We start from the raw sequence: 16,223 nt of genomic DNA, 5'->3' as shown, positions 1-16,223 counted from the left end.
GTCCCCCTACCCACGGCCAAGCGACGCGGCACGCACCGCACCAAACCGGATGTCATACGACGCCCCCCGCCCCAGCGGCCCCTCCATCAGCGCCTCAGCCTCACCAACCACCTCATCCCGCTGCGCCCGCGTCAACTTCCCAAAAACCTCGACAGTGCAAGCACCCTCCGCCAGCCGCCAGACGCCCGCCACGAACCCGTCGACCATGAGGACGCTGTACCCCGTGTTCCCCGCCCAGGTGCGCCCCTTGTACTCCGGGGGCACCACGCGGCTCCGGTCGGCGTGCGAGAGCAGCAGGTTGTCGTACTCGGGCAGGAAGCGCGGCGGGGCCGGGGTGTCCGGGTCGGGGCGCGGGGCGTCGGGCAGGTCGAAGAGTTCGACGCCGTTCTCGTCCCGGAAGGTCCGCAGGCCGGGGCGCAGCCGCTCGAAGACCTCGCGCAACCGGGTGAGCCCGGCCCAGGTCTGCATGTCCTTGACGGACGCGGGCCCGAACGCGGCGAGATACCGCAGCACGGTCTCATCCATCACAGGGGCCGAAGCCACCTCACCCGCACGGCCCAGCCAGTGATCCAGCGTGGTGAGCGCGACCTGCCCGCTGCGCCGCCACAGCCCGCGCGGGGTGACCTGGACGAGCGGCAGCAGACAGCGGGCCGCGACGCCGAGCGCCTGCGGGTCGGCCTCCGGCCAGTGGGGCGTCAGCACGTCGCGCAACTGCTTCATGGTGCGCGGCTCGTCCTCGACGGCGTCCCGAGCGAGCGCGGCCAGGCGGTCCAGGTCGACGCCGACGAGCCCCTTGCGGAAGCCGTTCAACTCACGGTTCCGCGCGGCCTGTGTGAGCGGCCGCAGCGTCAACGCGTCGGCGGCGGAGTGCAGATGGATGGTGGAGCGCATGGTGACGATACGGACCAGCTCACGCGCTTCGACGAGCCCGGAGAGCGCCTCGGGGTCGAAATCCGCGAGGCGCGCGGCGAGCGCGTAATAGGGCGGCTTGACGTTCTGCGCCTGGAGTCCGAGCAGGTGCTCGGTCGCCGCCGTCGGGGTGACCCCCGTGGCCCGGTGCAGCAGCAGCTGGCGTTCGAGGGTGGCGCGGTTCAGGGCGCGAGTACCGAGTATGGGCTGGGTCGCTGTCATGCCCGCACGCTAGCGTCCTATGCGGACAGATCCTGTCCGCATAGGGTGTCCCCCTCCGGGGGAGGGGGTCGCCCTGCGGGCCAAGCGAGACCGGTCACCGGGGTCGGTGGGTTGTGCCCACCCGTTCCGCCCTTGCGGAACGTATGCCCACAACGGGTAGACGCTCACCGGCGTGAGGGGGTGGGGTGGGGGGTGCGAGCGGAGCGGGGACTGTGACCTGGGCAGCACGCGGTTCGGAGCTTCCGGGTGACCAGTCGCCGTGAGCACGTACCCCCCCCCCCCCCCCCGCCCCACAACGCACAGAACGCACGCACCGCGGTGCTGAACATCGGCACAGGCGCGGCCCCGTAGCCCCGGACCGGCCAACCGGCCAACCGGCCAACCGACGAAACCAGCCCCCTGCACATCACCAAAGCGATGAGCAGGGGGCTCGAAGCGGCCCAGGCCTGGCCAGACGACCGGGAGCGTCAGTGCGCTCCGCCGAAGGCGAGGTAGAAGACGAACACCACGGACAGGACCCACATCAGAATGCTGGGCTCCCGCCACTTGCCCTGCGCGCCCTTGATGGCGCAGTAGGCGATGACGCCCGCCGCCACACCGGTGGTGATGGTGTAGGTGAAGGGCATCAGGACGACGGTCAGGAAGACCGGGACGGCGATGGAGTAGTCGCTCCAGTCGACGTGCCGGGCGTTCTGCAGCATCATCGCGCCGATGCAGACCAGAGCCGCGGCGGCGACCTCGCCGGGCACCAGCTGGGTGACCGGTGTGAAGAACAGACAGGCGGCGAAGAACAGGCCGGTGACGGTGGCGGAGAGACCGGTTCGGGCGCCCTCTCCCACGCCCGTGGCCGACTCGATGAACACCGTCTGGCCGGACGCGCCGGACGCGCCGCCGATCGCGCCGCCCGCGCCGTCGATGAACAGGGCCTTGTTGAGGCCGGGCATCTTGCCCTTCGCGTCGGTGAGCTTGGCCTCGCTGCCGACCGCGATGATGGTGGCCATCGCGTCGAAGAACCCGGCGAGCACCAGAGTGAAGATGATCATTCCGACGCTGACGGTGAACAGCTGCGCGAGGCCCGGCATCTCGACCTGGCCGAAGAGGCCGAAGTCAGGGCTGGAGACCACGCCGTCGAGTTCGGGGGCGCCGCCGCCCCAGGTCTTCTCGTCGATCCAGCCCGCCGCGTTGGCGATCACCGCGAGTACGGTGCCGATGACGATGCCGAGCAGGATCGCGCCGGGCACCTTGCGGGCCTGGAGCATGAAGATCAGCAGCAGGGTGACCGAGAAAAGCAGGACCGGCCCGCCGGTGAGGGCGCCGTCGACGCCGAGGGTGACCGGGCCACCGCCCTCGCTGCCGCCGACGAACCCGGCCTTGACGAAGCCGATCATCGCGATGAACAGGCCGATGCCCATGGTGATGGCGTGCTTCAGCGCCGCGGGGATCGCGTTCATGATCATCTCGCGGACGCCGGTGACCACCAGGAGCATGATCACCACGCCGTAGATGACGCACATGCCCATGGCCTGCGGCCAGGTCATCTCGGGCGCCACCTGGGTGGCCAGGACGCCCGAGACGCTCAGCCCCGCGGCCAGCGCCAGCGGGACCTTGCCGATGACGCCCATCGCCAGGGTGGTGACCGCCGCCGCGAGTGCGGTGGCGGTGATGAGTGCGGGCTGGCTGAGCGTGAGCCCGTCCGCGTCCTCGCCGCCGAGGATCAGCGGGTTCAGCAGGAGGATGTACGCCATCGCCATAAAGGTGGTGATGCCGCCGCGCACCTCCCGGCCGACAGTGGAGCCGCGCTTGGTTATGTGGAAGTACCGGTCGAGCCAAGACCTGCCGGCCGGGACGCGGGTGCCGTCACCCGCGTCTTCGGCGACCTGTGCGGTCTTGGGCTCCAGTGACGACTGGGTCATGGTGCCTTCTCCCAAGGTTCAAAGGGGCATCCGCATGAAAATGTACCGATCTGTTCCGATACGGGCTGCGGAGTTTGGGATGGTTGACTGGCTGCACGACCCGGGGGACGGCCCGAGGCGAACGGTCAGGCGGCGGGCCGACGGGGAACGGCGACGCTGGCGGCGCCGCCCGAAGGCCCGTACCCGAGGGTGTTGCGTGCCGGTGGGACGCTCGGGGCGCACCGGCGGCTTGCCGGGTTCGGCTGGCTGTGGAGTTCGACTGGCTGTGGTTCGGCTGGTTTTGTTCATGCGCTGTTCACGCGGATTGGCGTAAGTACACCCGCCCGCCGGGGGCCGTGGTCAGTCACCGAAACCATGAAGGAGTTGGCTGGCCGCACCGGTCGTCTTGTAGATTCGTATGAAAGGCGGCCCTCAGGAACCCGACGTTCCGCTCCGGATCCGTCCACTACGGACCCTCGGGGAGACCGCTCCCCCTGACTGACGACCTCTGACAACGACCTCTGACAACGACCTCTGACAACGACAAGATCAAGACAGATCGGCGGCGACACCATGCGGCTGCGCGCACTGCTGGAAACCGACGCGCTGGGGCTGCGGCTGCTCGGCGGCGACGACGAGCTCGACCGGACCGTACGCGGCGTGATGACCACGGATCTGAGGGACCCCAGCCGTTACCTGTCCGGCGGCGAGCTGGTCCTGACCGGTCTCGCCTGGCGGCGGGACGCGGCGGACTCGGAGCCGTTCGTCCGCATCCTGGCGTCGGCCGGGGTGGCGGCGCTCGCGGCCGGTGAGGCGGAGCTCAGCAACGTGCCCGACGACCTGGTGGACGCCTGCGCACGGCACCGACTGCCGCTGTTCGCCGTGAACGAGCGGGTGGCCTTCGCCACGATCACCGAGCACGTCGTACGGCAGGTCTCCGGCGAGCGCGCCGGAGACCTGGCGGCCGTGGTCGAGCGGCACCGCCGGATGATGACGTCCGGGCCCGCGGGCGGCGGGCCCGACGTGGTGCTCGACCTGCTCGGCACCGACCTGGACCTGCGTGCCTGGGTGCTGTCCACCACAGGGCGGCCGATCGCGGGCTCCGGTTCGGCGTCGGCGCCACTGCCCGCCGACGTGTGCGCCACGCTCGCCGCGGAGCACCTGGGCGCGGTCCGCACCGGACGCCGGGGGCCGCACCGGGCCAGCGCCAAGGGAGTGACGTACTCGCTGTTCCCGATCCGCACCAGCGGCCGGGGGGCCGGGGCCGCCTCGCGGGACGTCCGCGAGACCGTGCTGTCGGACTGGCTGCTCGCCGTCGAGGCGGACGCCGGGGACTGGCCCGAGGAGCGGCTCGACCTGTTGCAGGGCGTCACCCAGCTGATCGCGGTCGAACGCGACCGCCGGGACGCGGCCAGGACCGTGCGACGGCGGCTCGCGCAGGAGGTCCTGGAGCTGGTGCAGACCGGCGCCGCGCCCGCCGAGATCGCCGCCCGGCTGCGGGTCGCGGCCCCGGTGCTGCTGCCGGGCCTCGGCGCGGCCCCGCACTGGCAGGTCGTGGTGGCCCGCGTCGAGTGGGACGGCGGCGACGTCGAGGGCGGCCCGGTCGCCCAGTCACTGCTTGAGGAGATCCTCGTCGACCCGCTCGCCGCCGGGCCCGAGCCGTCGGACCGGATCGCCGTCGCGCACGCGGGCGACGAGGCGATCGCCCTGGTGCCGCTGCCCGCGGCCACCGCCGAACACGACGGCTCCGAGTCCGGGCTGCTGGCCGACACCCTGCTGGAGACCGTGCGCGCGCCGCTCACCGCCGGACTCGCCGACGACGGGCGGCTCACCCTCGGCGTCAGCGCCACCGTGCACTCCGCCGAGGCGCTGCGCGGCGCTCTGGAGGAGGCCCGGCACGCCCGCCGGGTCGCCGCGGCCCGGCCGGGCCGGGTGTGCGCCGCGGGCCACCAGGAGCTGGCCTCGCACGTCCTGCTGCTGCCGTTCGTGCCGGACGACGTACGCCGAGCCTTCACCGCCCGGCTGCTCGACCCGCTGCGCGACTACGACCAGCGCCACCGGGCCGAGCTGATCCCCACGCTTGAGGCGTTCCTGGACTGCGACGGGTCCTGGACCCGGTGCGCGGCGCGACTGCACCTGCATGTGAACACGCTGCGCTACCGGGTGGGGCGGATCGAGCAGCTCACCGGTCGCGACCTGTCGCGCCTGGAGGACAAGCTGGACTTCTTCCTGGCGCTGCGCATGAGCTGACGTCCGCGGCGGGCCGGTCCCGGCCCGGCCCGAGACGGTCCTAGATCGTGAAAACTTTCACCCACCCCCTTGGCGGCCCGCGCCAATCCGTGCTGAGATGCGGGCCACAGCTCAATGACGCGCTCCCAGGGGAGGGACTGTGGCGGATACCGCCCTGTCTGGTTCTGTGTCAGCTGCTTCGTCTTCCAAGGCGACCGCACTCCGGACGGCGGTGTGGCGACTGCGGTCGCGCGGCTGCTGGACCGACGCGGCCGCGCTCCTCGAGGACGGCCGCAGTCCCGGCACCGCACTGCGGCGGGCCTCGCTCCTGGTCGAGCGCTGCCTGTTCACCGAGCGGGGCTGGAGCGAGGCCGAGGATGCTCTGCGCGCCGCCGAGGCGCTGGCCCAGAGCGACGACGAGCGGGGGGCCGCGGCCTGCGAACGCGGACAACTCGCCTACGCCTCAACGGTGTTAGCGGTACGCGACCGGGCCGACGAGGCACGGTCCGCGCTGGGCCGCGCGGCGGCGCTGCTGTCGCCGCACGCGGCAGGGCGCGCGCTGCTCGACTTCCGGCGCGGTCTGGTGGCCGAGCACCTCTCGGACTCGCCGCAGTCCGCGCTCGCCGCGTACCGGCGCGCCCACGCGGGCGCCACGGCCGGTGACGATCCGCTGCTGCTCTCCTTCACCTGGCGGCATCTCGCCGGACTCGCCCTGCGGGACGGGGAGTTGGCCGAGGCGCGGCACGGTTTCGCCGAGTCGCTCCGGCTCCGCGAGGAACTGGGATATCTGGTGGGCACGGCGCCCGCGCTGGTCGCGCTGGCGGAGGCGGAGAGCGGGGCGGACGCGGCGCGGCTGCGCGCGGAGGCGGGGCGGCTGTTCCGGCTGCTGGGCGGGGTGCCGACCTGGCTGGCGTCACAGCTCTCGCCGTCCTCGACGGCGGTCACATCGACGGGCTCAGCGTGAATCCGTGACGCGCGAGCAGCGCACGGCGAAAGGCACGGCCGGTCGCCCCGCGCCTGCGACTGCTCCACTCGGGTCCTCCTTCCGGCCCCTCGCGCGGTCTGGCGCGCGTGGCCGGGGTCCGGGCAGCACCATAGGCATGAGGGGCCGCGGTTCACACATCCCACCCATCGGGTAAGGTAAGGCTAACCTGCTTACGATCGCGATTCGGTGGTCCCCGCATGTCTGTTCCCACGCTGCTCCCCGGCGCACCGCACACCGCCCCGACAGCTCCGTCGGGGCCGTCGGTCGTCGCGGAGGCGTACGCACGCCTGGCCGAGGTCTTCCCCAGCTTGCGGATTCAGGAACTGCACGTGCACGAGTCCGCCCCGCAAGGCGGCGGCTGGGTCGCCGCCGCCCAGCTCGCGGAGGGCGGCACCGCCCTCGACGCCTTCCTGGCCTGGGACAACGCACAGGTCCTGCGCGACTACGGCCAGCAGGCCAGGCCGGACGTCATCGCCAGCTTCGGGCTGCACCGCTACGCCTGGCCCGCGTGCCTGCTGTTCACGGTCCCGTGGTTCACCCACCGCAGGGTCCCGCGCATCCCCGTCGGCAACGTCGCCTTCCAGCGCGCCCTGGGCCGGATGGCGCTCCGGGTCGAGGACTTCGCCTGTCTGCCGGACGACCCGGCCGCCTCGCTGCCGGGCGCGCGGGTCGTGCCCGACGAGGAGGCGCTGCGCGCGGAGCTGCGCCAGGCGGTGGCCGAGCACCTGGAACCGGTCCTGGTCGGCTTCGGACCCCGGATGCGGCGCGGCCGACGCGCGCTGTGGGGCACCGCGACGGACGAGATCGTCGAGGGCCTCTGGTACATCGCCCATCTGCTGGGCGACGAACAGCGCGCCATGACGGAGCTGGAGTCGCTGCTGCCCGGCACGACGAAGCCGTACGTGGGCGCCGCCGCGTTCCGCGAGCTGACCGGACCGAACGGCGAGCGGCTGCCGACGCGGGACCGTGCCAGCTGCTGCCTCTTCTACACCCTGCGCCCCGAGGACACCTGCGCGACCTGCCCGCGCACCTGCGACGCGGACCGCATCGTGAAGCTGAGCGCAAGCGCTTCGCGCTGAACCACCCGTACGGGTCGCGTCAATCGAACTCAACTACGGCTTCAACCAAGGAAGTTCGACCCGAAACCCACTATCCGGAGTCCCCTGCACCCCCTTGGCGTCCTGTTGCTCCGAAACACCCTGACGGCCTTGGGGATTGAGCCAATATGGCGCCCGAAACGCCTTCATGCGATGCAAGGGACCCCAGATGAGAATGACCGACATATCGCTGGACTGGCTGCTTCCCGGCGGGGTGATGCTCCTGGGCGTGCTGGTGGCGGTGACGGTGATCGCGCGTGGGAAGCGCGCCGGGGCCAAGGCCCAGGAGGACTCCTGGGAGCGCAGCGAGGAGCGCCGCAGGCGCAAGGAAGCGATCTACGGGACCGCGTCCTATGTGCTGCTGTTCTGCTGTGCCGCGGTCGCCGCCGCGCTGTCCTTCCACGGCTTGGTGGGCTTCGGCCGACAGAACCTCAACCTGTCCGGCGGCTGGGAGTATCTGGTGCCGTTCGGCCTGGACGGCGCGGCCATGTTCTGCTCGGTGCTCGCGGTACGGGAGGCCAGCCACGGTGACGCGGCGCTCGGCTCGCGGCTGCTGGTGTGGACGTTCGCCGGAGCGGCCGCCTGGTTCAACTGGGTGCACGCGCCGCGCGGGCTCGGCCACGCGGGCGCCCCGCAGTTCTTCGCCGGGATGTCGCTGTCAGCGGCGGTGCTCTTCGACCGCGCGCTGAAGCAGACCCGGCGCGCCGCCCTGCGGGAACAGGGCCTGGTGCCGCGTCCGTTGCCGCAGATCCGGATCGTACGGTGGCTGCGGGCGCCGCGGGAGACCTTCGGCGCCTGGTCGCTGATGCTCCTGGAGAATGTACGGACGCTGGACGAGGCGGTGGACGACGTACGCGAGGACCGCAGACAGAGGGAGCAGGACCGGAAGCGCAGGCGCGAGCACGACAAGCTGGAGCGGGCCCACCTCAAGGCGGTCAGCCGGGGGCACCGGGCCTGGACCGGCGTCGCCCGTGGTCGCCAGGTGCCCGCGGTCACGTCCGGGACCGCCGCCGCGCCCGCGGTCGGCAGCGGCGGCTCGGACCCTGCCATATCCGGTCCGGAGCAGCTGCCCGTACGCGGCAGGCCGCCTCTCCAGGCCGTGACCGGCGTTGACCCGCCGGTCACGCTCGATCTCACCGCGGAGGACGACACGCTGACCCTGCCGCGGCTCGACTCTCTGGAGCAGAAGCTCAAGGACCTGGAGCAGCAACTCGGTTGAGACGGCGACGGCCTTGGCCGGGGCGCCGGCCGGCTCAGGCGGCGGTGCCCGGATCCAGCTCGAACCACACCGACTTGCCGATCTCATGGCCGCGTACGCCCCAGTCGTCGGCGAGCGACTGGACCAGGATCAGGCCCCTGCCGTGCGTGCCGTCGTCGGCGTCCGGCATGCGCGGCCGTGGCCTGCGGGCGACGAAGTCGCGTACTTCCACCCGCAGTCCGCGTGGGCCGACGGTCGCGGTCACGACCGCCTCGCGGTCGGTGTGCACCAGGGCGTTGGTCACGATCTCGCTGGTGAGCAGCTCCGCGACGTCCGTGCTGCACGGTCTCCCCCGACGCCGCAGCAGCTCGCGCACCGCACGCCGTACGTCCGCGACCGCCTTGAGGTCGGACCGCCCCAGGGTGCGCCGGAGCTGGGACGGTCCGTCCTCGGCCGTGGCGCTGTCGGCTGCCTCATCGGCCGCCTCTTGCTGTGCCTGCCTCGTCATGGCCCCCGCCCGCACGCTGTGGTCGTCTTCCGTGTGTGTTTTTCGGTCATCTCGAACACGTTCACGGTGATGCATGCCCTGACGTGTAGCGCCACACTCATGTCCAATTCTCAACCAACTCGCGGCGCGGCCTCCCAGACGGCGCAGGCCGTACGGTCGTCGGCGTAGCCCTTCACCCGCAGTTGGGTGTCGGCCAGGAAGGCGGCGAGGCCGGGGGGCTCCGGGGCCGACCAGCGCTCCCTGAGGATTCCGGCCAGTTCGGGCCTGCCGCGCAGCGGCTCGGCGAGCCCGCCGGTGCACAGCAGGAGGGTGTCGCCTGGGCGGGCCACCGAGGCGCGGAAGCGGAAAGGTTCCCTCGGAGAGGGCTCGGGAGCCGGGTCACAGGGGCTGGACGGGGTGGCGATGCCCAGGTCCATGGTGAACCGGTCGCCCTCCGGCGTCTCGGCGTCCGGCGTCTCGGCGTCCGGTGATCCGGCTTGGGATGACCCGGCTTGGGGCGATCCGGCTTGGGGCGATCCGGCTGCCGGGTCCGTCGGGGCGGAGCCGAAGCCGACGACGGGCGCGCCGGTCGATTCGGTCGCCTGTGGCTCGATGTCCTGCCATACGCCGTCCCGCAGCCGGAACAGCCCGCCCCCGCCGACGCCGAAGAACACCCGCGTACGGCACTGGGGGTCGGCCGGGATCAGCAGACAGCGCAGACTGGCGGCGGTGTACTCCTCTGGCGCCAGGCCCCGTTCGGCGGCGGCCGCCCGCAGCTTGCCGAGGCTGCGGTCGGCGAGCCGGTGCAGCCCGGACTTGAGGTCGCCGCGTCTGGCGGCCCTGATGTCTTCGACGAGCCGGGGGTGGCTGCGGCCGACGGCCCGGCCGATCCACTGGCAGGCGTCGGCGGCCGCGCGGTGGGCGTCCGGGGCCGTGCGGGCGCCGGTGGCCATCGCGACGAGGATCAGCGCGGCGTCGCCGCTCCCGAAGCGGGCGGTGAGCAGGGAGTCCCTGCGGGGTTCGCCGCGATAGCGCGCGGAGTCCCCGCGTACGGAGGCCATCCGCAGCGTGCTCGTGCCGTAACGCGCGCCGTCGAGCACGGTGTCGGCCACCAGCTCGTCGAGCGCGTCCGGCTCTGCGGCGGGCAGGGCGACGGGCTCGGGATCGTAGGTGGGCGGGCCGTCACCCACATAGCCGACGGTGGGGCGGGGCGGCTGCTCGGCGGGACGCTGCGGGGGCACGCCCACGACGGGTGCCCGCGAGCCGGACGCCTCGCTTGGGGCGTGCGGGCGTCGCCGTGGGCCGAATGTGGCGGGCGTGCGACGGGACTCGGGGGGTTCCCAGGGCGCTCGGGGCGGGGTGTAGCGCGGCCGCTCCGGGCGCGGGCGCTCCGTACTCGACTGCTCCGGGGGCGGCGGCGCCGTTTCGAGGGTTCCGGAGGCCGAGGCGAAACGGTCGTCCAAGGTGTCGGCCCCGGCCGCCGGACCCGTGTCATCGGTCGAGTCGTCGTACAACTGCCCCCACCAGTCGTCCTCCTGGCCGGAGGGTCCGGTGCGTCCGGCGGGCCTGTCCCCCTGATGGCTCATGCCCCTTATTGTCCACCGCACGCGGCGTACGAAAACGGGGCAACCGGAAAGAGACGACGTGAACGTATGGACGATCAGAACCGCGAAAGTGGCCCGCCGGGCACGTCCCAACCCCCCACGGGAGGACGCGCCCGACGGACCGGCCCCAGGGATCAAGGGGCGACTGGGGAACCGAGGGGCTACCGCACGTGCGTGCAGCGGTGGCGAGCGACACAGTGGCCGAGCGGCGGGCGGTGCGTGGATGATGTGCTGCGGCGGGTTCCCGCCGTGGCCGCTTCCCGCCAGAGCGGGCCGGTCGGGCGGGGGCGAGGCGCGCCGTGATTCGGGGGTACGGCTTGGGGAGCGGGCTTGGGGTGCGGAACATGGGGAGCACGGGGAACACGGGGAAGGACAGCGGGTTGCTGGGGGCCATAGGGCTGGATGAGGTGCAGGAGTCGGCGTACCGCACGCTGGTCTCGCTCGGCGTCGCCGACGCGCCTGATCTGGCGCGGCGTCTCGCGCTCGGCGAGCAGGAGACGGAGCGCACCCTGCGCCGACTGGAGCGGCACGGTCTCGCGGCGCGGTCGTCCGCGCGGCCGCGCCGCTGGGTGGCGGCGCCTCCGGGGGTCGCGCTCGGCGCGCTGCTGACGCAGCAGCGGCACGAGCTGGAGAAGGCCGAGCTGGCGGCCGCGCTGCTGGCCGACGACTACCGGGCGCAGGCCGGAGAGCAGGGCGTCCACGACCTGGTCGAGGTGGTCACGGGAGCGGGCGCGGTGGGCCGCCGCTTTCTGCAGTTGCAGCTGGGCGCGACCCAGGAGGTGTGCGCCCTGGTGACCGGGAAACCGGATGTGGTCTCGGGGATGGACAACGACGCCGAGCCGCAGGCGGCGGACCGCGGCGTCGACTACCGGGTGGTGGTGGAGCGCGACGTGTTGCTGATGCCGGCCGGACGGTACGAGCTGTCGGTCGCGCTCGGCCGTGGCGAGCGGGTCCGCACGGTCGACCGGGTGCCGACCAAGCTGGTGATCGCCGACCGTTCGCTGGCGATGGTGCCGCTCACTCCTCGGGACGCGGAACCGGCCGCGCTGGTGGTCCACGCCAGCGGGCTCCTGGAGTCGCTGACCGGACTGTTCGACGCGGTGTGGCGGGACGCGCTGCCGCTGCGGCTCGACGCGGACGGCCACCCGGCCGAGGCGCGCCCGGACGGCCCCGACCCCACCGACCTGGCGGTCCTCTCGCTGCTGCTGGCCGGACTGACCGACGCGAGCGTCGCCAAGCAGCTGGAACTGGGCCTGCGCACGGTCCAGCGCAGAGTGCGGCGGCTGATGGAACTGGCGGGCGTGACGACCCGGCTGCAACTGGGCTGGCACGCGTACGAACGCGGCTGGGTAGCCCGCGAGCCCCGCTGACACCTTGCCCGCACCCGATCTGCCCGCACCCGAACGCCTCGCCTAGGGCCTGGCGCCCGCACCGACCCCCAGCGCCTTCCCAGGGGCCGGGGGCCTCTCCGTGGAGTGGCCGCATGTGCTCGCCCGCCGTCGGCTCGTCGGGGCGGCCGCGGCTCGGTCCGGCCTGCCGGATCGGCCGGGCTCCGGCACTCTGGGCAGATGGGTGTCTGGGAGCTCCTGCTGGTCAGCATGGTGATGCTGCTCGGCCTGAGCGGCGTCCTGATCCCCGGCGTCCCCGGCGCCTGGCTGGTCTGGGCGGCCGTCCTTTGGTGGTCGTTCCGGGTGCGGTCGGGCGTGGCCTGGTGGGTGCTCGTGGGCGCCACCGTGGTGCTGCTGCTGGCCGAGGCCGTGAAGCTGCTGCTGCCACCGCGCCGGGTGCGCGGCCTGGGGGTCGACCGGCGTCTGGTGGTGTGCGCGGGGCTCGGCGCGGTGGTGGGTTTCGTCGTGGTGCCGGTGCTCGGCGCCGTGCCGGGCTTCATGGGCGGGATCTACGGCGCCGAGCGGCGCCGGCTCGGCGGGCACGGCGCGGCGGTGGCGTCCACCCGGCAGCTGATGCGGATGGCGGGGACGAGCGTGCTGGTCGAACTGTTCGCGTGCCTGCTGGTCACGGGGGCGTGGCTCGGCGCGCTGGTCTGGGGGTGAGCCCTGGGGACAAGCCCTGAGGATGAGCGGCGTCAGAGCACTCCTTCCAGGCTCAGCAGTCGCCGCTTGCACTCCAGGCCGCCCGCGTAGCCGGTGAGTGAGCCGTCCGCGCCGATCACCCGGTGGCAGGGGCGGACGATCAGCAGCCGGTTGGCGCCGACCGCGCCGCCCACGGCCCGTACGGCGGCGGGCGGGACACCGGCGTCGGCGGCCAGCGCGCCGTAGGTCGTGGTCGTCCCGTACGGCACCGAGTCGAGCGCGGCCCAGATCCGCTCGCGGAAGTCGGTGCCGTCGGTACGCAGCACGAGGTCGAACCCCTGTCGCTCCCCCGCGAAGTACGCCCGCAGCTGCGCCTGAGCGTCCCGGAACGCGTCGGGCGAGCGCCGCCAGTCCGGCTGTACGGTGCGGCCGCCGCGCTGTCGCGGTACGGACAGCGAGGACAGGGCGCCGGAGCCGTCGCCGGTGAGCAGCAGCTCCCCGAGCGGGCTGTCGACGGTCGTGAAGTACGTCGTGGTCGTGGTGGTCATGGTGGTCGTGGTCGCGGTCATCGTCGGATCTCCTGGTCTCGCTGGGTCAGGCGGAGGTGCTGCGCGGCGTACGACCGCCATGGCCGACAGGCGTCGCTCACCGGCTCGCCCGGCGGCCGCACGTCGGGGTCTCCGAGCGCCCGCGTCCGGATGGCCGCCGCCGTCCACGCGTCGACCCCGGTCACCCGGAGCAGCGCCTGGTGCGCGTCGTCGCGGTCGGCGCCCACGTCCAGGCGTACGGAGCCGTCGGCGAGCGCGGCCGCGAGCGGCGGCCCGTCGGCGGCGAGCGCGGCGGGCTCGGGGAAGACATGGGTGAGCGAGCCGCACGGCACGTCCAGGGCCTTGCCGTACGCGGTCACCAGAAGCTCGGCGGCCGCGCGTCCGACGACGGCCCGGATCGCCAGTTCCTCGGCGTCGGCCGCGCCGGGTGAGCGCAGGCCGGGGCGGGCGGCCACCAGCGGCGCGAGCCGCGGTTCGGCGCGGAGCCGCTCGTCGACGGCGTACGGGTCGGCGTCCAGGTCGAACAGCCGTCGCAGCCGCTGTACGGCGGTGGTGAGGTCACGCAGGTCGGTGAGGTGGACGCGGGCGTCCAGCCAGGGCCCGGCCCGCCGCTCGTCCACGGCCGCGATGCCGGTGCCGTGGGGCAGCCGCAGCGTACGCCGGTAGGTGCGGGCACCGGGTGCTCCGGTCACCTCCTCGACGTGGTCGACGGCCTCGTCGGCGAGCAGATCGAAGACGGCCGCCGCGTGGTACGGGCCGCGGTGGGCGAGCCGCAGCGGCACGCCCGCGACCAGGCCGGACTCGGCGCTGCCCACGGGCTGGGCGGGCGCCCGGCCCATCCTCGTGCCGGTCTCGGCGCGCAGGGCGCTCGGGGTGCGGGCGTAGATCTGCCGGATCGTGTCGTTGAACTGGCGCACGCTCGCGAACCCGGCGGCGAAGGCGATGTCCGTGACGGACAGCTCGGTGGTCTGCAGCAGCAGCCGCGCGGTGTGCGCCCGCTGGGCGCGCGCGAGCGCGACGGGCCCCGCGCCCAGCTCGGCGGTCAGCTGGCGCTGCACCTGCCGGGCGCTGTAGCCGAGCCGTACGGCGAGCCCCGGCACGCCCTCGCGGTCCACCACCCCGTCGCCGATCAGCCGCATGGCGCGGCCGACGACGTCGGCGCGCGCGTTCCACTCGGCGGAGCCGGGCACGGCGTCCGGGCGGCAGCGACGGCAGGCCCGGAAGCCGGAGCCCTGGGCGGCCGCCGCCGTGGGGTAGAAGCGGACGTTGCGGCGTCTGGGGGTGCTGGCGGGGCAGCTCGGGCGGCAGTAGATGCCGGTGGTCTCGACGGCGAAGAAGAACTCTCCGTCGAAGCGGGCGTCGCGGCTGCGCACCGCCTCGTACCTGGTGTCCTCATCGTTCACACCACCCAGTGTGCGGGGCGCGCACGTTGCGGACTGGCGGTTTTCGGACGCGGCGCTCGCCGCTGGACACCACACCTGGCGGACGTCGCGTCTGGCGTGGGGAGAGCCCGCCGACCAGGCCGCCACAGCCGGTCGACGGGCTCCGTCAGGCCTCGGGGCGTCGGAACGGCCCCGAGGAGCTCGGAGGAGATCGGAGGAGATCAGACGGGTCGGAGAAGGTCAGCGGAAGCGGCCCCGCTTCGCCTCCATGGACGCCCGGCCCGCCGCCTGCTTCAGTCGCCACTCACGGCGCATCTCGTGCCGCAGCCGGACGTCCGTCTTCGCAGCGATCCGCTGGTTCTCGCGCAGCAGCTTGCGGTAGCTGTCGAGCCGCCGCTCGGGCAGCGTGCCGTCCGCGAGCGCGGCGAGCACCGCGCACCCCGGCTCCGCCTCATGCGCGCAGTCGTGGAACCGGCACCCCCGCGCCAGCTCCTCGATCTCCGCGAACACCTGGCCGACGCCCGCCTCGGCGTCCCACAGGCCGACCCCGCGCAGCCCCGGCGTGTCGATGAGGACACCGCCGCCGGGGAGGACGAGGAGGTTGCGGGTGGTCGTGGTGTGCCGCCCCTTGCCGTCGACGTCACGGATGGCCCGCACCGTCATGGCGTCCTGGCCGAGCAACGCGTTGGCCAGCGTGGACTTCCCCGCGCCCGACTGGCCGAGCAGCACGCTCGTACCGCCCGTGACGACCGCGGCGAGCACGTCGGTGCCCGCCCCGGTCTCCGCGCTGACGGCCAGCACCTGAACGCCGGGGGCCGCGGTCTCGGCATCCGAGACCAGATGTCCCAGCGTGGCGGGGTCCGGCACCAGGTCGGCCTTGGTGAGGACGACCAGCGGCCGCGCCCCGCTCTCCCAGGCGAGTGCCAGGAAGCGCTCGATCCGGCCGAGGTCGAGTTCCGCCGCGAGCGACACGGCGATGATCGCGTGATCGACGTTGGCCGCGAGGATCTGGCCCTCGGAGCGCTTGGACGAGGTGTTGCGTACGAACGCGGTACGTCGCGGCAGGTAGGCGCGTACGAGCCGGGGGTCACCGCCTTCGGGGTCCACGGCGGCCCAGTCGCCGGTGCAGATCACGCGCATCGGATCGGGCGGCGTGACCAGCGAGGTGTCGGCGCGGACCGTGCCGTCGGAGGTACGGACGTCGCACTGGCCACGGTCGACCCGCACGACGCGTCCGGGCACCAGGCCCTGTGCGGCGTACGGGGCGAAGGCGGCTTCCCAGTCCGGGTCCCAGCCGTAACGCGCCAGCGAGGAGGACGGGGAGGAAGAGAAGAAGGAGGAAGAGAAGGAAGAAGTGGAGCTGGACAAGGGGTGACCCTTCACAAGGGCGGCCCCGGCGGCACACGAGTGTGCGCGGTGAGGGATGTCAGCCGGAGGCCGCGGAGGTGGAGTGGACGATCTTCTGGTTGTGGGCAGCGCCCGTCACAGGGACAGCCATCGGTCACACCTCCTGGTTCTGCTCAGCTGAGAACGGCGGCCGGTCGGCTCGGCCACCGCGAGTACGGGAAAACCGTAGCCGCGCGCCCCCGCGGCACGCCAGTCGTTTTTCGTCCTTCGCCTAGTAACGGAGAGCCTGGCAG

Annotated in this window: 13 protein-coding genes; 6 read left to right on the top strand and 7 right to left on the bottom strand. The window is 73.1% G+C overall.

Annotation, left to right across the window (positions count from 1 at the left end):
- Nucleotides 1–6 precede the first annotated feature (6 nt).
- Complete coding sequence (locus tag ACX6XY_RS10505) at nt 7–1,131, bottom strand: winged helix DNA-binding domain-containing protein (RefSeq protein WP_460328524.1); 1,125 nt, start codon at nt 1,129–1,131, stop codon at nt 7–9.
- Nucleotides 1,132–1,598: 467 nt separating this feature from the next.
- Entirely contained in the window at nt 1,599–3,044 is a 1,446-nt protein-coding gene (locus ACX6XY_RS10500; protein ID WP_460328522.1) for an NCS2 family permease, read from the bottom strand.
- Between the two features lie 552 nt (nt 3,045–3,596).
- Here ACX6XY_RS10500 and ACX6XY_RS10495 point away from each other — a divergent pair.
- The 4 genes from ACX6XY_RS10495 to ACX6XY_RS10480 all read left to right on the top strand — a co-directional run bounded on the left by ACX6XY_RS10495 (nt 3,597) and on the right by ACX6XY_RS10480 (nt 8,553).
- Nucleotides 3,597–5,273: a PucR family transcriptional regulator gene (locus ACX6XY_RS10495; RefSeq protein WP_460328520.1), complete on the top strand. Its 1,677-nt coding sequence runs from the start codon at nt 3,597–3,599 to the stop codon at nt 5,271–5,273.
- A gap of 139 nt (nt 5,274–5,412) precedes the next feature.
- On the top strand, nt 5,413–6,216 hold the full coding sequence (locus ACX6XY_RS10490; protein ID WP_460328518.1) for a hypothetical protein: 804 nt from the start codon (nt 5,413–5,415) through the stop codon (nt 6,214–6,216).
- 218 nt (nt 6,217–6,434) lie between these two features.
- On the top strand, nt 6,435–7,316 hold the full coding sequence (locus ACX6XY_RS10485) for a (2Fe-2S)-binding protein (RefSeq protein WP_460328516.1): 882 nt from the start codon (nt 6,435–6,437) through the stop codon (nt 7,314–7,316).
- 187 nt (nt 7,317–7,503) lie between these two features.
- Nucleotides 7,504–8,553 carry a DUF2637 domain-containing protein gene (locus tag ACX6XY_RS10480; RefSeq protein WP_460328514.1) on the top strand — a complete coding sequence of 350 codons (1,050 nt, stop codon included), beginning with the start codon at nt 7,504–7,506 and terminating at the stop codon, nt 8,551–8,553.
- A gap of 34 nt (nt 8,554–8,587) precedes the next feature.
- Here ACX6XY_RS10480 and ACX6XY_RS10475 read toward each other — a convergent pair whose 3' ends face one another.
- Together ACX6XY_RS10475 and ACX6XY_RS10470 are read right to left on the bottom strand one after the other, a co-directional pair.
- Nucleotides 8,588–9,040, bottom strand: coding sequence for an ATP-binding protein (locus tag ACX6XY_RS10475; RefSeq protein ID WP_460328511.1), 453 nt, complete (start codon nt 9,038–9,040; stop codon nt 8,588–8,590).
- Nucleotides 9,041–9,150: 110 nt separating this feature from the next.
- Complete coding sequence (locus ACX6XY_RS10470; RefSeq protein WP_460328509.1) at nt 9,151–10,605, bottom strand: protein phosphatase 2C domain-containing protein; 1,455 nt, start codon at nt 10,603–10,605, stop codon at nt 9,151–9,153.
- A gap of 398 nt (nt 10,606–11,003) precedes the next feature.
- Here ACX6XY_RS10470 and ACX6XY_RS10465 point away from each other — a divergent pair, with 398 nt between their 5' ends.
- On the top strand, nt 11,004–11,993 hold the full coding sequence (locus tag ACX6XY_RS10465; RefSeq protein WP_460328674.1) for a helix-turn-helix domain-containing protein: 990 nt from the start codon (nt 11,004–11,006) through the stop codon (nt 11,991–11,993).
- A gap of 198 nt (nt 11,994–12,191) precedes the next feature.
- The gene (locus tag ACX6XY_RS10460) at nt 12,192–12,674 is read left to right on the top strand and encodes a DUF456 domain-containing protein (protein ID WP_460328507.1); all 483 of its coding nucleotides are present in this window, start codon (nt 12,192–12,194) and stop codon (nt 12,672–12,674) included.
- A gap of 32 nt (nt 12,675–12,706) precedes the next feature.
- Here the strand turns inward: ACX6XY_RS10460 and ACX6XY_RS10455 are convergent, their stop codons facing one another.
- From ACX6XY_RS10455 to rsgA, 3 genes are all read right to left on the bottom strand, one after another.
- Nucleotides 12,707–13,222, bottom strand: a complete 516-nt coding sequence (locus ACX6XY_RS10455; RefSeq protein ID WP_460328504.1) for a methylated-DNA--[protein]-cysteine S-methyltransferase — start codon at nt 13,220–13,222, stop codon at nt 12,707–12,709.
- The gene (locus ACX6XY_RS10450; protein ID WP_460328502.1) at nt 13,219–14,604 is read right to left on the bottom strand and encodes a DNA-3-methyladenine glycosylase 2 family protein; all 1,386 of its coding nucleotides are present in this window, start codon (nt 14,602–14,604) and stop codon (nt 13,219–13,221) included. Before ACX6XY_RS10450 ends, ACX6XY_RS10455 begins: the two co-directional genes overlap by 4 nt.
- 219 nt (nt 14,605–14,823) lie before the next feature.
- Nucleotides 14,824–15,951: a ribosome small subunit-dependent GTPase A gene (rsgA, locus tag ACX6XY_RS10445; protein ID WP_460328499.1), complete on the bottom strand. Its 1,128-nt coding sequence runs from the start codon at nt 15,949–15,951 to the stop codon at nt 14,824–14,826.
- Between the last annotated feature and the right edge of the window lie 272 nt (nt 15,952–16,223).

The sequence above is a fragment of the Streptomyces sp. O3 genome (assembly GCF_054788135.1).
The sequence above is the reverse complement of the archived record's forward strand: the minus strand, read 5'-3'. Positions and strand labels throughout refer to the sequence as shown.